Origin of the sequence: Halobacillus aidingensis (assembly GCF_900104185.1) — a bacterium.
Lineage (GTDB): Bacteria > Bacillota > Bacilli > Bacillales > Halobacillaceae > Halobacillus > Halobacillus aidingensis.
In genome coordinates this window covers 60079-78756 of record NZ_FNIZ01000007.1, presented here as the reverse complement: position 1 = coordinate 78756, position 18678 = coordinate 60079, and the positions used below count along the sequence as shown (strand labels likewise).

The 18678-nt window shown below is 44.5% G+C and carries 32 protein-coding genes and 1 pseudogene; 7 read left to right on the top strand and 26 right to left on the bottom strand.

Annotated features, from left to right (window positions below; genetic code table 11):
- Nucleotides 1–23: 23 nt before the first annotated feature.
- The 8 genes from BLS23_RS08775 to BLS23_RS08740 form a co-directional block, all read right to left on the bottom strand.
- Entirely contained in the window at nt 24–299 is a 276-nt protein-coding gene (locus tag BLS23_RS08775; RefSeq protein WP_089652175.1) for a hypothetical protein, read from the bottom strand.
- Nucleotides 300–303: 4 nt separating this feature from the next.
- Nucleotides 304–777, bottom strand: a complete 474-nt coding sequence (locus tag BLS23_RS08770) for a GNAT family N-acetyltransferase (RefSeq protein WP_089652174.1) — start codon at nt 775–777, stop codon at nt 304–306.
- A 55-nt stretch (nt 778–832) separates the two neighbouring features.
- The gene (locus BLS23_RS08765) at nt 833–1774 is read right to left on the bottom strand and encodes a hypothetical protein (RefSeq protein ID WP_089652173.1); all 942 of its coding nucleotides are present in this window, start codon (nt 1772–1774) and stop codon (nt 833–835) included.
- An 11-nt stretch (nt 1775–1785) separates the two neighbouring features.
- Nucleotides 1786–2529, bottom strand: a complete 744-nt coding sequence (locus tag BLS23_RS08760) for an SDR family NAD(P)-dependent oxidoreductase (RefSeq protein WP_089652172.1) — start codon at nt 2527–2529, stop codon at nt 1786–1788.
- Between the two features lie 20 nt (nt 2530–2549).
- Nucleotides 2550–2891 (bottom strand): hypothetical protein, encoded by a 342-nt coding sequence (locus tag BLS23_RS08755; RefSeq protein ID WP_089652171.1) that lies wholly within the window; start codon nt 2889–2891, stop codon nt 2550–2552.
- Nucleotides 2888–3304 carry a hypothetical protein gene (locus BLS23_RS08750; protein ID WP_089652170.1) on the bottom strand — a complete coding sequence of 139 codons (417 nt, stop codon included), beginning with the start codon at nt 3302–3304 and terminating at the stop codon, nt 2888–2890. Before BLS23_RS08750 ends, BLS23_RS08755 begins: the two co-directional genes overlap by 4 nt.
- Nucleotides 3305–3332: 28 nt before the next feature.
- Nucleotides 3333–3704 carry a hypothetical protein gene (locus BLS23_RS08745; RefSeq protein WP_089652169.1) on the bottom strand — a complete coding sequence of 124 codons (372 nt, stop codon included), beginning with the start codon at nt 3702–3704 and terminating at the stop codon, nt 3333–3335.
- Nucleotides 3705–4059: 355 nt separating this feature from the next.
- A complete protein-coding gene (locus BLS23_RS08740) occupies nt 4060–4467 on the bottom strand; it encodes a cytidine deaminase (RefSeq protein WP_089652168.1) in 408 nt (135 codons plus the stop codon).
- 235 nt (nt 4468–4702) lie between these two features.
- On the opposite strand from BLS23_RS08740, the gene BLS23_RS08735 reads away from it, so the two are divergent.
- Together BLS23_RS08735 and BLS23_RS08730 are read left to right on the top strand one after the other, a co-directional pair.
- The gene (locus BLS23_RS08735; RefSeq protein WP_167356049.1) at nt 4703–5227 is read left to right on the top strand and encodes a peroxiredoxin family protein; all 525 of its coding nucleotides are present in this window, start codon (nt 4703–4705) and stop codon (nt 5225–5227) included.
- A gap of 99 nt (nt 5228–5326) precedes the next feature.
- Nucleotides 5327–5938 carry a class I SAM-dependent methyltransferase gene (locus BLS23_RS08730; protein ID WP_089652271.1) on the top strand — a complete coding sequence of 204 codons (612 nt, stop codon included), beginning with the start codon at nt 5327–5329 and terminating at the stop codon, nt 5936–5938.
- A gap of 362 nt (nt 5939–6300) precedes the next feature.
- On the opposite strand, the gene rpsN is transcribed toward BLS23_RS08730, so the two are convergent.
- The 9 genes and pseudogenes from rpsN to BLS23_RS08685 form a co-directional block, all read right to left on the bottom strand.
- Nucleotides 6301–6570 (bottom strand): 30S ribosomal protein S14, encoded by a 270-nt coding sequence (gene rpsN, locus BLS23_RS08725; RefSeq protein ID WP_089652166.1) that lies wholly within the window; start codon nt 6568–6570, stop codon nt 6301–6303.
- Between the two features lie 216 nt (nt 6571–6786).
- Nucleotides 6787–7326: a GNAT family N-acetyltransferase gene (locus tag BLS23_RS08720; protein ID WP_244157139.1), complete on the bottom strand. Its 540-nt coding sequence runs from the start codon at nt 7324–7326 to the stop codon at nt 6787–6789.
- A gap of 77 nt (nt 7327–7403) precedes the next feature.
- A complete protein-coding gene (locus tag BLS23_RS21360) occupies nt 7404–7730 on the bottom strand; it encodes an MFS transporter (RefSeq protein WP_143015245.1) in 327 nt (108 codons plus the stop codon).
- Between the two features lie 172 nt (nt 7731–7902).
- Complete coding sequence (locus BLS23_RS08710) at nt 7903–8160, bottom strand: hypothetical protein (RefSeq protein ID WP_089652164.1); 258 nt, start codon at nt 8158–8160, stop codon at nt 7903–7905.
- Nucleotides 8161–8178: 18 nt separating this feature from the next.
- On the bottom strand, nt 8179–8421 hold the full coding sequence (locus tag BLS23_RS08705) for a hypothetical protein (protein ID WP_089652163.1): 243 nt from the start codon (nt 8419–8421) through the stop codon (nt 8179–8181).
- Nucleotide 8422: 1 nt separating this feature from the next.
- Nucleotides 8423–8857 carry a hypothetical protein gene (locus BLS23_RS08700; protein WP_089652162.1) on the bottom strand — a complete coding sequence of 145 codons (435 nt, stop codon included), beginning with the start codon at nt 8855–8857 and terminating at the stop codon, nt 8423–8425.
- Between the two features lie 9 nt (nt 8858–8866).
- A complete protein-coding gene (locus BLS23_RS08695) occupies nt 8867–9049 on the bottom strand; it encodes a hypothetical protein (protein WP_089652161.1) in 183 nt (60 codons plus the stop codon).
- Nucleotides 9049–9600: pseudogene (locus BLS23_RS08690) on the bottom strand (GNAT family N-acetyltransferase). Before BLS23_RS08690 ends, BLS23_RS08695 begins: the two are co-directional and overlap by 1 nt.
- 14 nt (nt 9601–9614) lie before the next feature.
- On the bottom strand, nt 9615–10241 hold the full coding sequence (locus BLS23_RS08685) for a pyridoxamine 5'-phosphate oxidase family protein (protein ID WP_244157137.1): 627 nt from the start codon (nt 10239–10241) through the stop codon (nt 9615–9617).
- A 117-nt stretch (nt 10242–10358) separates the two neighbouring features.
- On the opposite strand from BLS23_RS08685, the gene BLS23_RS08680 reads away from it, so the two are divergent.
- Entirely contained in the window at nt 10359–10976 is a 618-nt protein-coding gene (locus tag BLS23_RS08680; protein WP_089652159.1) for an acetate uptake transporter, read from the top strand.
- Between the two features lie 30 nt (nt 10977–11006).
- On the opposite strand, the gene BLS23_RS08675 is transcribed toward BLS23_RS08680, so the two are convergent.
- Together BLS23_RS08675 and BLS23_RS08670 are read right to left on the bottom strand one after the other, a co-directional pair.
- Entirely contained in the window at nt 11007–11261 is a 255-nt protein-coding gene (locus tag BLS23_RS08675) for a hypothetical protein (protein ID WP_089652158.1), read from the bottom strand.
- 12 nt (nt 11262–11273) lie between these two features.
- On the bottom strand, nt 11274–11528 hold the full coding sequence (locus tag BLS23_RS08670) for a hypothetical protein (RefSeq protein WP_089652157.1): 255 nt from the start codon (nt 11526–11528) through the stop codon (nt 11274–11276).
- Nucleotides 11529–11742: 214 nt separating this feature from the next.
- On the opposite strand from BLS23_RS08670, the gene BLS23_RS08665 reads away from it, so the two are divergent.
- Nucleotides 11743–12132: a sporulation protein gene (locus BLS23_RS08665; RefSeq protein ID WP_167356048.1), complete on the top strand. Its 390-nt coding sequence runs from the start codon at nt 11743–11745 to the stop codon at nt 12130–12132.
- A gap of 103 nt (nt 12133–12235) precedes the next feature.
- On the opposite strand, the gene BLS23_RS08660 is transcribed toward BLS23_RS08665, so the two are convergent.
- The 4 genes from BLS23_RS08660 to BLS23_RS08645 form a co-directional block, all read right to left on the bottom strand.
- Nucleotides 12236–13132, bottom strand: a complete 897-nt coding sequence (locus tag BLS23_RS08660; protein WP_089652155.1) for a GNAT family N-acetyltransferase — start codon at nt 13130–13132, stop codon at nt 12236–12238.
- 79 nt (nt 13133–13211) lie between these two features.
- A complete protein-coding gene (locus tag BLS23_RS08655) occupies nt 13212–13715 on the bottom strand; it encodes a GNAT family N-acetyltransferase (RefSeq protein WP_089652154.1) in 504 nt (167 codons plus the stop codon).
- Nucleotides 13712–14167, bottom strand: coding sequence for a hypothetical protein (locus BLS23_RS08650; RefSeq protein ID WP_089652153.1), 456 nt, complete (start codon nt 14165–14167; stop codon nt 13712–13714). The genes BLS23_RS08655 and BLS23_RS08650 overlap by 4 nt, the downstream gene beginning before the upstream one ends.
- 207 nt (nt 14168–14374) lie before the next feature.
- On the bottom strand, nt 14375–14671 hold the full coding sequence (locus BLS23_RS08645) for a hypothetical protein (protein ID WP_089652152.1): 297 nt from the start codon (nt 14669–14671) through the stop codon (nt 14375–14377).
- Nucleotides 14672–14798: 127 nt separating this feature from the next.
- Here BLS23_RS08645 and BLS23_RS21355 point away from each other — a divergent pair, with 127 nt between their 5' ends.
- Nucleotides 14799–15293 (top strand): hypothetical protein, encoded by a 495-nt coding sequence (locus BLS23_RS21355; RefSeq protein WP_143015244.1) that lies wholly within the window; start codon nt 14799–14801, stop codon nt 15291–15293.
- 62 nt (nt 15294–15355) lie between these two features.
- On the opposite strand, the gene BLS23_RS08635 is transcribed toward BLS23_RS21355, so the two are convergent.
- Entirely contained in the window at nt 15356–16495 is a 1140-nt protein-coding gene (locus tag BLS23_RS08635; RefSeq protein WP_089652150.1) for an FtsW/RodA/SpoVE family cell cycle protein, read from the bottom strand.
- A 128-nt stretch (nt 16496–16623) separates the two neighbouring features.
- On the opposite strand from BLS23_RS08635, the gene crcB (BLS23_RS08630) reads away from it, so the two are divergent.
- A complete protein-coding gene (crcB, locus tag BLS23_RS08630; protein WP_089652149.1) occupies nt 16624–16998 on the top strand; it encodes a fluoride efflux transporter CrcB in 375 nt (124 codons plus the stop codon).
- Nucleotides 16998–17366 carry a fluoride efflux transporter CrcB gene (crcB, locus tag BLS23_RS08625; protein WP_089652148.1) on the top strand — a complete coding sequence of 123 codons (369 nt, stop codon included), beginning with the start codon at nt 16998–17000 and terminating at the stop codon, nt 17364–17366. The genes crcB (BLS23_RS08630) and crcB (BLS23_RS08625) overlap by 1 nt, the downstream gene beginning before the upstream one ends.
- A 40-nt stretch (nt 17367–17406) precedes the next feature.
- Here crcB (BLS23_RS08625) and BLS23_RS08620 read toward each other — a convergent pair whose 3' ends face one another.
- Nucleotides 17407–18117: a DUF459 domain-containing protein gene (locus tag BLS23_RS08620; RefSeq protein WP_167356047.1), complete on the bottom strand. Its 711-nt coding sequence runs from the start codon at nt 18115–18117 to the stop codon at nt 17407–17409.
- Nucleotides 18118–18302: 185 nt separating this feature from the next.
- Nucleotides 18303–18566: a hypothetical protein gene (locus BLS23_RS08615; RefSeq protein WP_089652146.1), complete on the bottom strand. Its 264-nt coding sequence runs from the start codon at nt 18564–18566 to the stop codon at nt 18303–18305.
- Between the last annotated feature and the right edge of the window lie 112 nt (nt 18567–18678).

Below are 18678 nucleotides of genomic sequence, written 5' to 3'. Positions count from 1 at the left end.
GGCCCCCTATTCTCAAAACAAATTTAAAAGCCTCTCATCACTTCTTTTCTTTTTTTACATCGCTGACATTCGATGATTTCCCCAGGTCCATCCTCTTTCCAACGAACGCGTTCATATGTATGGAGGCCCAGTCTGCACCTTATGCTGGTCTCTTCCTTTTCTAAGAGAGCATTCACCATGACGATCAGAACCCCTGGTACCATAAGGGAAAGGATGAGAAGTGTATTCTGAACGCCAGAGAGAATGAGCACAGGTCCGGTTACAACGAGAAGCGAACCTACGACATGCCACTTCCGCATCCAATCAAATCTCCTTTTTCAATAAAAGTTCATCAACGATCGGGATGCCATGATCACCGATCGCCGGGATCTCCGGTTTCATTTCTCGTGCTCGCTGAACAGCATCGTGAAAGATTTCCCGGATACGGAATTCGCGCTTTTGATAGAAAGCAAGGGCTCTTATATTGTCGTTCGTCGTAATGACGTTCAACGAACGACACCCCATTCGTTTTGCTTCACCTTCTACAGCCTTGATGAGCGACGTTCCGATGCCTTTGTTTTCTATCAAACTGTCGAGGGAGATGATTTCACACTCCCTCTCCTTTTTCACATAGGTGATCAACCCTATGATTTTTTCATTTTCCAATGCTGCATATCCGGCAAGCTCCGGGCATTCATAAACACCGCTTGAGATGACCATCGTTGTTCCACCCCAATGGGTATGAAAAAAATCCACCTTGTCATCGGTGGAAATGTGCTTCAAGTCTATGATTCTCATTTCTTTTCTCCTTTGTTTCAATTGTGAACAGCCCCTTGAATGACAGGATCCGATGTCACTCCGGCAAACGACCGAAGGCTTTCAATTTCTGGTAGCGATCCACAGCCAAGATCCCCTGCCACTGCCTTTTGCTGACGGCGGAAGCTTCGGATCCATCTCCCCAGTCCCATGTTAGGTCCCAGACCCCATCCTCATTCATCGTTTCCAAATAAAAATCCAGGTTTTCTTTCAGCAGCTCTGGGTGTTTTTCAGCAAGGATATGTTTCGGTGAATGGATGAGATCGAGCGGCAGCGGTTTGTAGCTGCTGCCCCAATTGTGCGGATCTTTCTCTATGCACCTCTCAGCAAGAAGCACCGTTTTGGCATTCACTTCTTCGAAAGTAAAAGGGGTATGGGCAGCGACTTTGTCCTTATGACGGAACAGGACATTCATCAACCGTTGAAAACAGTTGACTTCATGAAAATCCATCAAATCGATGGCCATCAAATGAGCAACGGCTTTTTCTACACTCGCCCAACCCGTTTTTGCTGCTTCACTGTCTTTATAGGACCAGTGGATGAGAAAGCCTGCCAGTTCCGCACCAGGGTTGAACATCCAATTTTGCTGGACGCCTTCTTTCCAATGCCACCACGGGGCATGAGGGTGATTGTTGTGTTCAGGAAGTACTGATGGCCACATCCCTGTCTCTTCATCGTACGTTTCAAGCAGGTAGGAAATCATATCAAGGACGACGCGTTCTTTAGAAGCGACATCCAATTCGAACAAGTACTGTCCGGCGGCCCATGTCGCCATCGGAGAAGATTCCGGAAGCCAAAAGTCCGGTTCAATGTCATGCCCGAAACCACCATCTTCATTTTGGAAGGCGCGTATGTAATGGATGACCTCACTCTTCAAACCGCCCTCCATCAAGGCATGCCAGCGTGCCGCTTCCAGTGGTCGTGCGTTCCTTTTGATCCACTTGCTTGTAAGTGCCACCGTCTCTTTGTCCATCCTCATCACACACCCTTCTAGAATGTTTTCCCTCCATTGACGCTGATGTTCTGACCTGTAATGAATGACGCATCATCGCTGCTTAAAAACCGTACAGCATTCGCGATATCCTGGGGCTCCCCCATTCTTTTCAAAGGGACATTATTTAAATAAGAAGCTTTTGTCTCATCTGTTACATCTCCATGCCGTTCAACCGGGGTAAAACCAGGATGGACAGCATTGACAGTGATTCCATGTTCGCCGAGTTCACTGGCCCACGAACGCGTCATGCCGACGACCGCAGACTTCGCCGTTACATAATTGGAAAAATGCGCATTGCCGAGATCTACGACTTCACTTCCGATATTAATGATCCGTCCCCACTTTTCTTTCTTCATCGAAGGAATGACGGCTTTCGTCAACAGTAACGGGGCTTTTGTCGTAAATAACAGTTGATCGAGATAATCGTCCCAAGTCACTTCCTCAAGAGAATATTCGGGTTGAGGACCTGTGGCGTTGTTTACGACGATATTAACGGGACGGCCTGCTTGTTGTTCGGCTTCTGCCACGAGACGGTGCACTTCTTCCTCTTTCGTCACATCGGCCTGAATAGCGAAAGCCTGTCCTCCATTTTCACGGATATGATGAACGACCTCATCGGCCGACTCCTGATCACGATGATAGTTTATGATCACGGTCACACCAGAGGCCGCCAGATTTTGGACAATTCCCTTTCCAAGAACCTTGGAGCCTCCTGTAACTAAAGCCACTTTCTCTTTCATAGAAATTGTTTCTCCTCCTCTTATTCTCCCATGGCCAAATGATAACGTTTCGTTTTGCCGTCATATTCTGAAATCAATATCGCTGGGATTTCTTTGGATTCATATAGGATGGTTCCAACGGGTAGATCGCTCGCCATCCCTTTTTCCACTTCTGCTATCTTTGCACCTTTGGTCAGGCTCTTCTCATAGACCCACTCTGCTCCATGCGTGTAGACCTCTCCGTTCTCCAATTCTACATAATCAGCGTCAGGATTCATGTTGAGCACCTGCTTTTTTTCCAAAAGCCCTCCTTCGCCTGCACCAGGAGAACAGGCTGGAAGGAGGAATAGAGCAACAAGCAATAAGGCAAGAATGCCTTTCATTCTGCGTCTTCCCTTTTTCTAATGGAATGAATCAGGGTGAAGCCGAAAATGAATCCAAAAAGGATGGGACCGTTGATCGCATGCATCGCAAAAAATTTCGTCACCGGATTCAGCGGAAAATTTGTGAAGTACAACCAGTGTGATACGGCTACGAACAGGCTCGGTACACCGATACCAATGAACTCCGGCCACATGAAACCTTTCCATTTATGTTCTCTATATCTGCGCCATAAAAAAGGAAGAGCGAATAACATCCCAAACACCACCGGGAATACCAGATCAAAAATGATAAGAGGCACGACCTCGAATTCCATTTCCGCCTGATCAACAAGTCCTCCGCGAATACTCAACATCCCCATCATCGCGGCGATGAGAAATACAGCAAATCCCAGATGAAACAAAAGTCTTTTCATAAAAACACCTCAACTATATGTATGACCTTTATTCAAGGACCGTGATTTCCTTCGCTGTCACTTTCCTGCTTTCAGGATCTTCCGTGATTTCTGTACTTTCACTGAGCTGCACTCGAATTTTGAGAAGTTTCTCCTCTCTTGCTTGTTCTCTGAACGTTTCCATTTTCAAGTTCTCGCCATCATTGGTATAGACCGGGGTATCATGGGGAACGAGAACGAGGCAAGGCCATCCTTCTTCTGTCCCATCATCCACCTCTCCATTTTCCACTGCCGATGAGCACTCGACTTCCAGACCGCCGACCTTGACTTCTGTCACATGACCTTCGAAAGCATTGACGTCTTTCCCTGCTACACTGCACCCCACGACTAAAAGTAAAAGAACGACAAATAATTTCTTCATGATGTCTCACCTTTCTGTGAATTCGAGCACACTACGACAGCGCTCTCCGTTGTATTATTACTAAAAGCGTACCATGTCTGGAATAAATTGAAAATACTGACATGGGTTTATAGTCATAATTTGTAAATGTTTATAGGATATAAGATTTATTATTGAAGTTAATGATAAAGGTTTGAAAGTCACCGATAAAATGGCGAAAGCGACTGATAAAAGTGCGAAAGTCGCCGATAAAATTACCAAACTCACTGATAAAAGCTCAAAAGCCATTGATAAATCCTTGTTGCTTTGTTTCCTTGAAGAGATTCACCTGTCCATCTCTTCAACACATAAAAATCTTGATCACGGATCCGAAGATTCATTCTTCTCCCTCATAGGCTCTGGACCAGTGATGGGGCTGAACTTCAGCAAGTGTTTTAAACATGAGTCCTTCACCATCGTGTGTGACAGCGACTTTCACATCATCTCCCCAGTAAAACAACCGTTCCTGACAAACCCCGCAAGGCGACAACACTTTGAAGGAAGAACTTTCATCGTCACGAGCGATACACAGGGAATGTGTGACCCGTTGGTTCCGTTTGTGAGCTTCAAGGATCGCCCCTGTTTCCATGCAGAGATTCACGGCATCATTGATCACATCTGGAGCGACACTCGTCAGGATGGTTCCGTCCTCAATCCTCACCGCCGCAGCCCCTCCCCAACCGCTTGGATACCTATGTTCAACTAACATTCTCGCTTCATCATATAGTCGTTGTTCCTTGTCCATTTAAATCGACCTCTTTCATTTACAATCTATCTTTGTATACGACTGAAAATGGCAAAAGTTTCATAAGCATCCGCTCAATTATTATAATTATCTTAAAATTTGGTTAACCTATGGAAAAAGGATCTTTTTCTCACTTCAGAGTCTATATAATGGAATCGTTCGAGAAATTTTATCGTCACAAATGCGAAGCGGATGGATGATCTTGAAGGAGTACCATCAGGAAAGGAGGAGCAATATGTCTGAGTTGAGGCTTGGGGATCGTGTTCCAAACTTTATTTTGCCTACCGTCACCGGAGAACAATTTTTATTAGAGTCCCATAAGGAAAACAATGAAGATTGCTGGCACTTGATCGTTTTCTTCCGAGGATCATGGTCAAAAGAGTGCGTACGTGCGTTGAAACAAATCGAGGACCATCTCGTAGAATTTTCTAAAGAGAATGTCACGATGATAGCGATTGCAGCAGAAAACACGCGGGAATTGAAGAGGATGGTAGAGAACGAGAAGCTTACCTTTCCCATCTTAGCTGATGAATTCCTCTCCATTATTGAAGCATTCGGGGTTTTTACTGAACATAGACCTGGTCACAAGGAAGCTATCAGCGCCTTCGGTGAGCCTGCCTGTTTCCTCATCAATCACTCGGGAGAATTGCTTTATCAACAAAAACAGACCGGTCCATTCGGCAGGGCTTGTGCAGGGGATTTGTTGAGGACGATTCTTCACCTTAAAAGTCAGGAACAAACAAAGGGGAGCGCATCCTAGCGCTGCCCTTTTCTGTAAGCCTATGGTGCTCAATTTTGAGATCAGACTATGTTATACTGGTCTGAAGTAAGAAAAATCAGACAAAGCGGTGAACGGGTTATGTTAGAAGATACAGGCGAACGGGTCATACCGAAAAAAATGGACCCGATGAACAACATGCTCCTTGAGCACATTGCGCGGTACATGTTTTCCACCCCTTATGTAAAAGGAAGGGTGTTGGATATCGCGTGTGGAACCGGCTACGGTAGTCTCAAAATAGCCAAAGAAACAAAAGAGAAAATTGATGAAATCATAGGCGTGGATATTTGTGAGAAAACACTGCAATACGCGGTTCACAACTACTATCATCCTTTGCTCACTTTCAAACAAGGAGATGCGTTGGATGCTTCCCTCCCTCAGGAAATCGGGACATTTGATACAATCCTCAGTTTTGAAACGATCGAGCATGTGAAGAATGATCGCTTGTTTGTTAAACGTATGTACGATTTATTGAACCCTGGCGGAACGCTCATCCTTTCCACTCCATTCGGCGAAGGAAGGGATTACGCATCCGGGCAACCCTTCCATTATTTTCAATTGACACCGGAGGAATTCGAGGAATTGTTTGAAGGCTTTTCTGAAAAAGAAATCTATAATCAGCGCGGTGTCACCATTGAGCCTCCGAGAGAAGGAGTCTATTATCCTTTGGGTGTTGCTGTATGTAAAAAGTAGGGCCTCCCTGATCAGGAGTCCCTATTTTTTTATCTTCTATATGCAACCACCAAAGACAGCCCGACGTGATTTTGCTAACGCTTGTCGCGTCTATCAGTGTGTCCCCACACTTCCTCTCCGGCCAGCTCCAAGGCCTAGCCCCTCGAGGTCATAAGTGTTTCAGCTGCGTGAAGAACGTACACTTCACTCCGCTGAACCTCTTATGCTTGTCGGGGCTGAGCAAGGCCTCTGCGCATTTGTATTTATCCGGTTCCGCCACCCAGATGCTCGAGACATAAGCAACCTCACTCTGTGGCAAAGACCGCCACGACGTGATTTTGCTTATGCTTGTCGCATCTACCGGGGTGTCTCCACACTTAGAATTACCAACTGGATTTTTTCACGCCTGGGATTTGGCCTTTGTGGGCGTATTCTCGGAAGGCGATGCGGGACATGTTGAATTTACGCATGTACCCGCGTGGTCTTCCTGTGACTTCACAGCGTCCTGTGAGGCGTGTGGGTGAGGAATCTCGGGGTAATTTTCTTAACGCTTCGTAGTCCCCTTTTTCCTTCAACTCTTTACGCAGGGCTGCATATTTTTGAACCATCGCTTGGCGTTTCTTCTCTTTTGCCACTTTTGACTTTTTAGCCATATCTTCACACCTTTCAACAAATAGTAATTATTACGATTTAAAAACGTTCAAAAAAATAGGATGCTCTTTCATTAAGAAACAACACCTCAGTTGTAATAGTAACGATTACGAATTACATCTTATAACAGGATTTTGATTTTGTAAAGGGGGAAGCTTTCATCTATTTATCATCCAGCTTCACCCTTGTCCATATATGCTAATTCACATCAGTTCACCTTACCATTCTCTACGGAGCAGAGAATAAGTATAATGGTCATAATAGCTGCCTTGATAGTAATGTTTATCCCGGAATATACCTTCACAAGTGAACCCTAATCGTTTTAGCAAATCGGAGGAACGTTGATTCTCAACCGCTACATAAGCGTGGATCCGGTTGAGGCCCATGTTTTGAAACCCGCTGTTGATGCAGGCCACCAAAGCCTCTTTCATCAGACCTTTTCCCCAAAAATCAGGATAAAGGTCATATCCGATTTCCGCCGTTCGATTCTGACGGTCCCACAAATGGAAACCGCACGTCCCCACAGGAATCCCGCCCATCTGTTTACTTTCCATTACCCAGCGGTTGTATCCTTTTTCTTCGGGGTTTGCGAACCATTCGACTAAGGCATGAGCCTGGTCATAATTCTCCAAGTCTTCTTCATCATATAAAAACTCACAGACTCTGCTGTCACTGAAGTGTTTTAAAATGAAGTTCGTATGCTTCCGGCTCACATTCACCAGGTTGAGGCGTTCGGTTTCCATTGGCGGAAAATACACAGCCTCCCCCTCCTCTCTTTATTTAAGGTCTTAAAGTTATGTATGGTCAGTCGTGCACATGCCAAGTATATTCCTTGCTAATGTTTCTGCTTCACCCTTTTATGATTACTCAATTCGCGAGCAAGTACAGGACGCTGCCACCCTCTCTTTTTCCAATCTTTCCATTCAGCTGTTGTTTGGTAAGACAGGCGAATATGATAATAATTGATGTGCTCACCGATAGCAAAAACAAGCAGGAACAACGCCCACCAGTTAGCTGAGTTTGTGAATACCCATTGAGTTACCCAGAGCCCTGCAGCAAGGATAAGCAGCACAAGGTTGGTCTTATTCAACCTCCCAAACCAGTCATATTGTGACTCATGAAGTTCTGTCTTTTTCTTTTGAGCAATCCTTTTCCATTTCAAAAACCAGTAAACCGTCCCTTGAAGTAAAACCCATTCCAGGAGAAAAAAACAGAATACGGACAAAGGAGTAAAAAGGATTGCCTCAATGAGAGCTATTCTTTCTAACATAAAAACATACATCAGGAGAAATAGGGCGAGAGCCGTCCCCTCCCCTGTGAATAATCGAAAAAATCTACTCTCTAATTTTCTCTTCACGATTCAGAGCTCCCATTCTCCTGCCGGCTCTCCATAAAAGATGAAGGATCCCGGCTGTAATCGCTCCATAACCGATAAAATAGAAAACGATGAAATAAAGAAAGGATCCATAATCATCGAGTTCTGAAAAAGGATTCGAGACAATGTAGCTTTCATTTCCAATGGCAAATAGATATAGAGGAACAAAAATCAACCAGAACCGCTTCCAGAAATAACGTTTGAATTCGTCCTTCATTCCCAAATCCCTCCATCCTTAATACGTGCGCTTTGTACCCGTACGTTCGCTTTCGCTTGAGTCGTCCTCCGATAACTGTTCATTCAATACTTCGACTTCCTGCCTCAGCATCTGAAGCTCCTGGTGGATGCCTTCCAGTTCATAGGAATAATCTTGCTGTTGGATTGTAGGGCCGTTATTTCCGCTTGAAGCGGCACAGCCGGCGAACAGGATACAGATGCCGAGAAAATAGATCGGACCGCGAAGTCTTTCCATCTCCACGTTATTCTTCCTCTCCCTGTATGATTGATTGTATATACGATGCATCTCTTTCTGAAATCGTGAAAAAGACGGCATCCTGCCATGTGCCGTTGCGTTCCTCTGCCAAGACCGCCCTATTGTCCGTGAACCATATTCTGTGCTCTGTCAATCCGATCGATCTTTGCGGGCTCATCAGTTTAAGGGAGGCATCGGGTTCATTTATATTTACCGTGACCCCTTCCGCAGGTTGTTTTTGCAGAAGAATGCCGAGCAAAGAATCCAACTTTGCCGGTTGGTCGACATCTGTCAGAACCGCACCGTTTGGAGGCTGACTTTCTCCCCCCTCTTCCTGAATCATGATTTGATAGGAGGGTTCATCAGATGTGACGACACCAACGAGATACCCTCCACCGAAGACAACACCAACGCCTATTACCCAAAAAAGAAATTTCCACATATGTATAAATCACCTTTCTTTGTTCTTTTGCCTCCACAGGAGAGCGATGACAAGAATGAGGAGGCCTGCCAAAGCGCTCAGAAGATGAGCGATGAGGTATTCACCACTGCGAAGGTATCGAATCAAGAAAACGCCTCCAAAAATCAGCATCATCGTTGTAGCGAACATGAGGAAGAAACGGTTGATCTCCATCAATATCCCTCCATCAGAAATTCTTGCCGCAAGCGGGAAAACATGAGCGCATCATGATTGTGATCGTTCTGGAAGAGGTATCCTCTCAAAACCCCTTCCTCTTTGAATCCCAATCTTCTCAAAAGCCCTGAAGAAGCTTCATTTTAAGGAAAAGTCACGGCACCCAGCCTATATAGACCTAATTCACGAAAAGCATAGTCGACGACAGCGGATACAGCTTCTGATGTCATTCCTTTCCTCCAGAATGCGGGATCGAGTTCATAGCCCACTTCCGCCTTTCTACTATAAGGACTCCAATTGTTCAGTCCGACTGTTCCGATGAACGCATTCGTCTCTTTCCAGATGATTCCCCAGCGGATACTCTTTTTCACTGCAAAATTGTCCCTGAAAGAACGAACAATATTTTCCGCTTGTTCGCGTTCTGTGAGGGAAGGCATTCCATAATACTTTGTGACCTCATCTTTCGACATGATGGCATAGTAGCGGTCAATATATTCGTCCGTGATTTCAACCAACTTCAAGCGATCTGTTTCTAATTCGTAAAAATCCATGTTCCCCACACCTCTCAGTAAAGTCGTTTTGTGTAACTTTCGTGTAAACGCTCGGTGACCGCTTCTTCATCCAGATCAGGAAGTTTGGCGTGCTCCGCCAGCATTTTTGCAGCGGATGGACGTTCTTCTTTTGCAAGCCATGTGCCCGGATCCCATAAACCTGAACGTTTAAATGCTTTTGCACAATGGATGAAACATTCCTCGACTTCTACGGCGATTCCGAGAGAAGGAACCTTTCCTTTATGAGCCATTTTCCCAAGGAGATCCTCATCAGCAATGATGCAGGCTTTTCCATTGACCCTCAACGTCTCCTCAAGTCCAGGGATGAAAAAGATCACACCTGCATGAGGGTTAGCTAACAGATTTTTCATCGAATCCACACGCTTATTCCCCGGCCTCTCTGGGATGATGAGGTATTTTTCATTCAGGATATGAACGAATCCTTTCCTGTCCCCTCGAGGTGAAACATCACAGTTCCCTGCTGAATCTGAAGTCGCCAATGTTAAAAACGGGGATTGTTTAATGAACTGGACACAGTTTTCATCCAAATGGTGGATCACCTTATTGTTCACAAGTTTACTCGGTTCGCCTGTGATCCTGCGCAGTTCTTTTTCATCTGTAATCACATGCTGGAACATCATCCACTTCCTCTCCATCCCTTGGAATCTATGAAAGTTTCGCTTACATGAAAAAACTCATTGCATGGGCACTATTTTTTATGTAAATTAAACAAGTATGTTTTTTAGGAGGGATCATCTATGAATCAATCAACAACGACGCAACGGGTACAAATGACAACCGCAGACCCTTCCGCGATCGGACTCTTTGGACTCGCTATGGTTACACTTGTGGCTTCTTCAGCCAAACTCGGATGGACAGACGGGGTATCTTTCGTTCTTCCATGGGCGATTTTTCTCGGCGGTCTTGCCCAGCTGTTCGCAGCCATTCAGGATGCGAAACATAACAACACGTTCGGGACGACGGCTTTTGCTGCATTCGGACTCTTCTGGTTCGGTGTCGGAACGTCCTGGCTCATCGACTTTGGTGTCTTCGGAGAAGCAGCGGCCCAAGCGGTGGATCCCCATCAACTGGGCATCGCCTACATCGGTTACCTGATCTTTTCCATATTCATGACGGTGGGCGCAATGGAAACGAACAAAGTGTTGTTCATCATTTTTGTTTTGATCGACTTCTTGTTCATCGGCCTTTCCCTGTCTACGCTGGGAGTTGCTCCACATGCCACACACATGGTAGCAGCCTTAGCGGAATTACTGATTGCGATCATGAGCTTTTACGGTTCAGCAGCAAGTGTTTTGAATGTCCATTTCGGAAAAGTCACCCTGCCGATCGGCAAACCGTTCGGCATTTTCAAATAAAAGCAGGCCGGGAGCCCTTCCCGGCTTTTTTTAATTGCTCAGTCGAATGTACAAATTCTTGAGTTCGTTCGAAAAAATAAAGACGAGACCCACGCTCATGAGAACCCAACTGAAAATCATCGGAAACATGAGACGCCCCTGTTGAATCGCACTCCAATACTTTCCTGGAGGATTGCCCCACCCCTCTAAAAAGGACATAGATACAACCGTTCCTACGGATGTGAAACCAAAAAGGATCACGCCGCAGATAAAAAATAAAATACCGCACCAGTCTTTTTTCGCCATTCTACATTTCTCCTAACTATGAATCGCTTCTTCCGCTCTATGACGCTCGATTTTCCTTACATAAAATTTGAATTCTACGCTGTAATCATACCTGTGATCAGGTGAACCGACGGATGGCGTATTGCTGACCGTAGCCACCCGATACTTCACGCCATCTGCAGATAATTTCGAAGCTGCTTTATAATATTCTTCTTGAATAAATGTCGTATAAATGAGTGTCTTTTTATTGGAAAGGATGTAATGGAGTAAATTCATGATGCCATCCATGGAACGTCCCCCTTGTTGATGTATTTACTTTATCATAGATTTTTTCCAAGATTAACCTCTATTCATGTAATTTATAGTCGGTTGCTGAATTTTCGAAAAATGATTGACGGGAGGTACACGCTCGAATATGATACAACTATAAATTGAAATGATAGAGTTCAAGGCTAGGTGGGTAACAGCCGTTTTGAACGATGGAGATAAGGAGGCGTTGACAATGTTAGCGAAGCTATTTAACTGGTTCGGACCTGGCCTGCCCAAGGTCGACTTGGTTCTCTCTAAAACAGAATATGTTCCCGGAGAAAAAGTGACCGGATCCTTCCATCTAATCGGTGGATTGAATCAACAGACCATCCAGCGTCTCGAATGTGACTTGATGAAAAAAAGACCAGGAGAAAAACCAACCCTCTTACAACCGGTAACGACGGTTTTAATGAACCGTGAGCTCGATCCAAAAGAAGAAAGTGAGTATCCGTTCCATTTCGTCCTTCCGGAAGCCCTTGATTTGGAAGACCTGGAAACGACTTATCTTCTACAAACGAAACTGGTATTGAAAAATGATGTCAAAACTTCGGATACGGATGAAATTCATATCGTAATCCGTTAAAACTGTAAAGAAGCGGAACCTATGGTCATGTGCCGCTTCTACCTCTCGCCCGGAGTTTACATAATAAATATATCGTCAATTATTGCAAGAAGCTGCCATGAACTCATTTTTTTGTGAGTTTATAATAATCCATTGTAGAAGTCTCTTCGAAACCACAGGACCGGTATAAATTTAATGCATGATTGTTCTTCACTGCCACTTGAAGCATAATCTGCTGAACTTGTTTTTCTTTTAATATCTCTACCGCTTTCATCAGGATATCTCTACCGTACCCTTTTCTTCGATATTCCGGAAGAACTCCTAATCCATAAATTCCTCCTACACCATTGTGAACTTCGAGATGGACTTTTCCAATAACCGATTGATTTCGTTCAACCATAAAAGTATCCACTCCGTGCATCGATTCTTCTTCCGGTAGTTTCAAACCGTCCTCTGGAGCACTTACTTGAAAGAATATAGCATTTTGTCTGGCGATTTCTTTTGCATCTTCGTTTTGGGCCTTCCTAAGTTTTATACTTTCAATGGCAGCGGATGCGCTGCCTTCATTTGTAAAAAACATCTCATATTCCGAGTGTTCATAAACGGCTCCCATCCGTTTTATAAATTCAATTCCAGATGAAGAATGTCGGTCACACAACAAAAGCATTTGTTGCGAATCCCTGTGCAACCACTCATCTCTAACCAAGGAAAACAAACGTGTAAAGATCCCCATTCTCCTATATTCAGGATGAACCATCCCATTCACTTCTAATGTTTGCGCACCGAATTGACAGATGCCAATATATCCAATAAGCGTTCCTTCATCATAAAACATAAATTCATTGATCCGATCTATCCCTTTTCTTTCATTCGCAGCTTTACTTAATTTATAATCCAGTTCTAGTTTTAGTGTCACATTCTCTTTTTCAAGGCAAAGATTTTTTAAGGCCAGGATATCCTCGTAATCGTCCTGATCTACTATAGATTTTAGTTTTATAAAAGGATTTATTATTTTTTTCATTCGATATCTCCCACTCTATTCTTTATACGAGTCGACTTCCTATCTTATATAGAAAGCACCCGTCCTTTAAGACTAGAAATCAATATTCCCGACCATCTATCTTCCACGAGTAAATGGTTTCCATAATCCTTTTGCCCTCAACTGAAATGGAAACCTCTTCTACTTTCTCAGCTCCCATCTTTTCATAAAAGTAACGAGCAGGATTTTCTGATAGTACTTTTACAACCAGATTTCTATGCCCTCTCTCCTTGAGCTCCCGGAAGGTGGAAGAGAGCAAAAGTCTCCCTGCCCCTTGGCGATGATATTTTTTAAGTATGTAAAGCGAGCTCAATTCTGAGTCATATTCTCCACCACTGGACCCACCATCCCAAGTGGCAAAGCCGAAAACCCCATCTTCTTCCGTTTCTATGACAGATATGTTGTATTTTTTTATATTTTCCTCCCACAGACGCTCTCTTTTCTTATAGCTCAGGCGGTTCAAGTAAGGATCAGGAACGATTCCACGGTATGTTTCCAGCCAGGCATCCACATGGACCTTTGCAATCGCTGGAACATCTTCAGGCTTCGCTTTTCGAATCTTCATGCTTCACCTCCATGTTGATCGCTATAGACTCTCAACCATTCAGGGTCAATACTGCCTTCAACAATTTCATAATAGTTACCGACCAATAGGTGGACACCTGTTTCTTCCCCGTGCACAATGATCGGGTTCCTCCCTGTATGGTGTATCTCGAACTTGAACCTTTCTCCTTGATTCAAATCCTCATTATAGCGACCTTCGTTTATTTTCTTCACTTTAAAGTCCCCAAGATACTCCAAGAGTTCCCGGGCCACCTGTTCATCTTCTGTCGACCACTGATAAATGCCGCCACTTTCAGGTGATTGCTTTCCTACTGAAAAATGCATATACTCAAATGTCTCTCGATCGTCAGGGATCAGCCAGCTGAGCTGTTGCACACGATGGTTTTCATACATTTTCCCTACAATGATGATTAAGATCAAAAGAGAGAGAAGAACCAGCCATCTACTCTTCATTCTTTTTCCCACCGTAGTCGAACCCTGATTTTCCCCAGTAAATTAAAAACACCGCGGGTGCTACAATCATCGCAATCGCAATAACAAAATTCATAAGATCCCTCCTTACTAAATGCTCAGCTTGGAAAAGCTTTGTATAAAATCGTACGTTACTTCAATACAGTTGATTACCTTAACGAATTCCTCCTATCAAAAGACGAGTGACCTTCATGTTTCAGGTTTCAGTATTGTACGTTGAGTCGGTACGCGGGCATTCGTTACAATTTGCGGGTGTAGGATGTAAAGTTTCCCATCAATCTCAAATCGGAAATTCCCCAAGTAATTTACCTTTTTCCCTCGATCTCTTAATTCTATTTCAATAGCCTTCACATATTTATTGTAATCTTTGTACCAATCATCCAAGTGCATGACGATATTACCTTTCTGGTATCCTGATGATTGGTATGCAAAATATCCAATTAACAAAAATGGAATGAAAAGCAAGAGAAAGATAAAGATCTCCACCAACGCCTCTCCTTCCTTTTATGGTGTGAAAACCATCTAGTTATCTTCTTTGTTCTTTTCAGGTTATCACCCATCAAAAATCATAGCCTTTACCTTACTAACGAATGAGGATGCGGTTACGTTTCAATTGTTTTTAGAATTTTCTTCATCTTATTTTATTGAGCAGTTCTCTCGTGCTATGGTGACGTTTCTAATGCTCTTTGGCGTATTCCACCTGGCCTTTGGCGCGTTCCACTCGTCCTTTGGCGCGATTCGAGCACTCTTTGGCGCGTTCCACCCGGCCTTTGGCGCGATTCGAACACTCTTTGGCGCGTTCCACCCGGCCTTTGGTGCGATTCGAACACTCTTTGGCGCGTTCCACCCAGCTTTTGGCGCGATTCGAACACTCTTTGGCGCGTTCCACACGTCCTTTGGCGCGATTCGAACACTCTTTGGCGCGTTCGACTCGTCCTTTGGCGCGATTCGAGCACTCTTTGGCGCGTTCCACCCGGCCTTTGGCGCGATTCGAGCACTCTTTGGCGCGTTCCACCCGGCCTTTGGCGCGATTCGAGCACTCTTTGGCGCGTTCCACCCGGCCTTTGGCGCGATTCGAGCACTCTTTGGCGCGTTCCACCTAATTTGACCTCGTGATGAGCACCATAGCCAACACAAAAAAACGTCACCTAAATCGGTGACGTTTTCCACTTATGCAGCTATTTTTTCTTCTTGTCCTTTTTTAATCTTTGAAATGGCATGGATGTTGATCAGGATTCCGGCGGAGAACATCATCATGAGCAGTGATGTTCCACCATAACTGACGAACGGAAGTGGAACTCCGGTCAAAGGTAGAAGACCGGTTAAACCACCGAGGTTAATGATCGCCTGGATGCCGATCAAACCAGACACTCCGATGGCAAGCAGGCGTCCGAACGTATCATGGCTCTCCATACTGACATAGAATCCACGCAGCACGATCAATCCAAGTAATAATAACACCACGCCGACACCAATCACGCCTAATTCTTCGGCGATGACGGCCATGATGAAGTCGGTATGGGCTTCAGGTAAGTATCCGAGTTTTTGTACGCCAGCTCCAAGCCCTGTGCCGAACAAACCTCCATTATGAATCGCAAGGTAAGAATTGATCAGCTGGTACCCGGCATCATCGGCGTATTCAAACGGTTGATATGCTCCGTCGAAACGGGAAAGCTGTTCTTCACTGAGACCGAAATTGTACATGAAGATCGCCCCTGCAAGAGCAATCCCGATCATGGAAAAGAGGTGAACCTTTTTTAATCCGCTTGACATGATGATCAGTCCTGAAACAGCGAGGGCAATCAGGGCTGTCCCTAAATCCGGCTGTTTTAAGATCATTGCAACGACCAGCATCATCAAAATGATCGGCGGCAATAAGGCTCTCGTGAAATCTTCGATATACCCACTCTTCTTCGTAAAAATCGTCGCCATGTAAATGATCAGTGACATCTTGGCCAATTCAGCCGGCTGGAATTTTCCAAGCCCTGGAACAGGCAGCCAGGATTGAGCATTGTTGGACGTATGTCCGAATACGAATACCAAGGCAAGGAGGATGACCGTTCCAAGCAAAATCAGCTTGAATAAGCGGCGGTAGTTTTTGTAAGGAAAGATGATCCCTATAAAGAGGGCGAACAATCCAAGCCCCCAGGACATCAGCTGCCTTTTGAAAAAGAAATCAGGGGTTACTTCATAAACCATGACACCACTGACCATACTGGCACTGTACACCATCACTGTGCCGAATGCAGATAAAGCCAATACGGCGAATAGGATTGTAAAATCAACGTTCTTCAAAATTCTGCGTATCATGCGTAACCCTCTTTCGTTTGGTACTATTATGTAAATTATAAGGCTTCTTGCCTTGTAAAAAAAGCATTCCTTTCAAATTACTCCGAAAGTCTATATAATAACGATTAGGTTTGTAGGAGGTTTGTGGAATGATTTATTTTTATGTCGGAATAGGTGGGATGATTGGCGCATCTCTTCGGTTTCTGATCGGTGAATGGCTGAAGCATCCGGACCAGTGGTTTCCTTATTCCACGCTGACGGTCAACTTGACCGGAAGCTTCATCCTGGCGTGGTTCACCATGGGGATTGTTGAGAGGTATTCCCTTTCTGCAAAATGGAAAGCAGCGCTCGGAACAGGGCTTGTCGGTTCGTATACGACTTTCTCCACCTTGAGCATGGACGCCGTTTCTCTCTATGAACGTGGAGACCTGTTACTCAGCCTTCTTTACATAGCCATCAGCATTTTTGGCGGTCTAGCCTTCTCTATGCTCGGATTCACCCTCGGCCGAAGGAGGGCTTCCTGATGCTTACTAAACTCTTACTTGTTGGCGCCGGAGGGTTTATCGGCGCGATTCTCCGGCATGGGATCAGCCAGTGGATCAGTAAGCGTACGGTTTCCCCTCTCCCTGTCGCCACCCTTTTTGTCAACCTGCTCGGCTCTTTTGTCCTCGGTCTTATCACAGGACTTGATCTTTCGAAATTCTGGGTACTCTTCTTGGGGACAGGCATCCTCGGTGCATTTACAACCTTTTCTACCTTCAAGTTGGAATCGATCCAGCTCCGTTTCAAAAAGAACTGGAAAACGTTCATCTTGTACACCGTCCTCAGCTACACGCTTGGAATTACTTTAGCCTGGACCGGCTTCCAATTGGGTGGATTATTCGCCGGTTGAAAGCCATCAAAAAGGACTTCCTCACAGGGAAGCCCTTTTTTTATTCACCGAAATCATACGCTTTGATGATCCGCATCGTCAGCTTTTCATACCCTTGTTCATTCAAATGGACAGCATCACTAAAATAACGCGACGACTTTTCTTCATACAAATCGTTCGTTGGTATAAACGTGACACCCTCATAAGACGCTACGATCGACTGACTCGTTGCGTTCCAGTCTTTGATGATTTCACTGATCTCAGGTTTGTCCGGATAAGGATTGTACAAACCGAGAAACAAAACCGGTGCCTCTTGATTTTCCTCGCGGATCTGATCCAGGATTCGTTTGACATTCTTCTCATAATCCTTTTTCCCAATGGCGATTTTATCTTCATTTAATGGAGAAAGGTCTCCTCCATTACTTTTAATGATATCGTTCATTCCGATAAAAAATAAAATGTAGTCCGCATTTTCAATCGATTTCATTACGGTTGCTTCGTTCATTTGGCCGAGCATTCCATCACTTTGCTGGCCGGGAATGGCATAATTATCAACAGTGACCGGATCGTCGTGGTTTTTATCGAACCACTGTTGTAGATTTTCGACATACCCATGGCCGCTTTCATCTCCCACTCCGTAGGTCAATGAATCACCGAGAGCGACGATTTGTTCTTCTTTTTGATGTGACATCGATGATTGGAACCCGAAGACTCCGAGGCCAATGGCAACCAGTACAAGCAATCCGATCCACCATTTCCGATGTTTTTTCATAAGCTGCACCTCCGAATACGCCACTATTTCCCCGCATATCAATCGCCAAAACATAAACAAGAGAAATAGAACAAAAGCACGATGAATGGATACACTTGTTGTAGTCCGTTCTTCGTGCTCGTTTATGAGTCCGAGTGAATGGTTTTATGCTTGGTCTTTTGCCTTGTGACAATCCTTTTTCGAACTTAGTGGTACAAATCACGAATCTGGTTCAAGTCTTCTATAAATTGACTCGATTCTTCTTGACTCAACCGAACGAGCATCTGTTCATTCAACGTAAGAATTTGGCCATCTTCTTCATCTTTATGATTATTCAAATACTCATAAATTGTATCCAATTGGTCTTTATTAAGAGTGGATTGAGTCGTAAAATGCTTCACTTGATTTAGTACAAACTCGTCGTTGACACGATCAAACTCTCCTCGAATTATTTTTCCGTTAACATCCACGCTACCAACTCCTTTATGGAGATAGTTTATTCCAATCGACAAAATAATATAAACGCTTAGTCAGAAAGGACCTACCTTTCTTTGAGTGCAGAAACCAAAAAAGACCACCCAT

Bases quoted from the DNA above. Each gene is read 5' to 3' on its own strand.
- BLS23_RS08765 (WP_089652173.1), bottom strand. From the start codon at position 1,774: ATGAGGATGGACAAAGAGACGGTGGCACTTACAAGCAAGTGGATCAAA.
- BLS23_RS08620 (WP_167356047.1), bottom strand. From the start codon at position 18,117: ATGAAAAAACATCGGAAATGGTGGATCGGATTGCTTGTACTGGTTGCC.
- BLS23_RS08635 (WP_089652150.1), bottom strand. From the start codon at position 16,495: ATGATACGCAGAATTTTGAAGAACGTTGATTTTACAATCCTATTCGCC.
- BLS23_RS08755 (WP_089652171.1), bottom strand. From the start codon at position 2,891: ATGAAAGGCATTCTTGCCTTATTGCTTGTTGCTCTATTCCTCCTTCCA.
- BLS23_RS08740 (WP_089652168.1), bottom strand. From the start codon at position 4,467: ATGGACAAGGAACAACGACTATATGATGAAGCGAGAATGTTAGTTGAA.
- BLS23_RS08770 (WP_089652174.1), bottom strand. From the start codon at position 777: ATGAGAATCATAGACTTGAAGCACATTTCCACCGATGACAAGGTGGAT.
- BLS23_RS08775 (WP_089652175.1), bottom strand. From the start codon at position 299: ATGCGGAAGTGGCATGTCGTAGGTTCGCTTCTCGTTGTAACCGGACCT.
- BLS23_RS08650 (WP_089652153.1), bottom strand. From the start codon at position 14,167: ATGAAGAGTAGATGGCTGGTTCTTCTCTCTCTTTTGATCTTAATCATC.
- crcB (WP_089652149.1), top strand. From the start codon at position 16,624: ATGATTTATTTTTATGTCGGAATAGGTGGGATGATTGGCGCATCTCTT.
- BLS23_RS08695 (WP_089652161.1), bottom strand. From the start codon at position 9,049: ATGGAGATCAACCGTTTCTTCCTCATGTTCGCTACAACGATGATGCTG.
- BLS23_RS08745 (WP_089652169.1), bottom strand. From the start codon at position 3,704: ATGAAGAAATTATTTGTCGTTCTTTTACTTTTAGTCGTGGGGTGCAGT.
- BLS23_RS08710 (WP_089652164.1), bottom strand. From the start codon at position 8,160: ATGAAGGACGAATTCAAACGTTATTTCTGGAAGCGGTTCTGGTTGATT.
- BLS23_RS08730 (WP_089652271.1), top strand. From the start codon at position 5,327: ATGTTAGAAGATACAGGCGAACGGGTCATACCGAAAAAAATGGACCCG.
- BLS23_RS08670 (WP_089652157.1), bottom strand. From the start codon at position 11,528: ATGGATGGCATCATGAATTTACTCCATTACATCCTTTCCAATAAAAAG.
- crcB (WP_089652148.1), top strand. From the start codon at position 16,998: ATGCTTACTAAACTCTTACTTGTTGGCGCCGGAGGGTTTATCGGCGCG.
- BLS23_RS08655 (WP_089652154.1), bottom strand. From the start codon at position 13,715: ATGAAGATTCGAAAAGCGAAGCCTGAAGATGTTCCAGCGATTGCAAAG.
- rpsN (WP_089652166.1), bottom strand. From the start codon at position 6,570: ATGGCTAAAAAGTCAAAAGTGGCAAAAGAGAAGAAACGCCAAGCGATG.
- BLS23_RS08700 (WP_089652162.1), bottom strand. From the start codon at position 8,857: ATGTGGAAATTTCTTTTTTGGGTAATAGGCGTTGGTGTTGTCTTCGGT.
- BLS23_RS08760 (WP_089652172.1), bottom strand. From the start codon at position 2,529: ATGAAAGAGAAAGTGGCTTTAGTTACAGGAGGCTCCAAGGTTCTTGGA.
- BLS23_RS08685 (WP_244157137.1), bottom strand. From the start codon at position 10,241: ATGATGTTCCAGCATGTGATTACAGATGAAAAAGAACTGCGCAGGATC.
- BLS23_RS08735 (WP_167356049.1), top strand. From the start codon at position 4,703: ATGTCTGAGTTGAGGCTTGGGGATCGTGTTCCAAACTTTATTTTGCCT.
- BLS23_RS08680 (WP_089652159.1), top strand. From the start codon at position 10,359: ATGAATCAATCAACAACGACGCAACGGGTACAAATGACAACCGCAGAC.
- BLS23_RS08660 (WP_089652155.1), bottom strand. From the start codon at position 13,132: ATGAAAAAAATAATAAATCCTTTTATAAAACTAAAATCTATAGTAGAT.
- BLS23_RS08750 (WP_089652170.1), bottom strand. From the start codon at position 3,304: ATGAAAAGACTTTTGTTTCATCTGGGATTTGCTGTATTTCTCATCGCC.
- BLS23_RS08665 (WP_167356048.1), top strand. From the start codon at position 11,743: ATGTTAGCGAAGCTATTTAACTGGTTCGGACCTGGCCTGCCCAAGGTC.
- BLS23_RS08675 (WP_089652158.1), bottom strand. From the start codon at position 11,261: ATGGCGAAAAAAGACTGGTGCGGTATTTTATTTTTTATCTGCGGCGTG.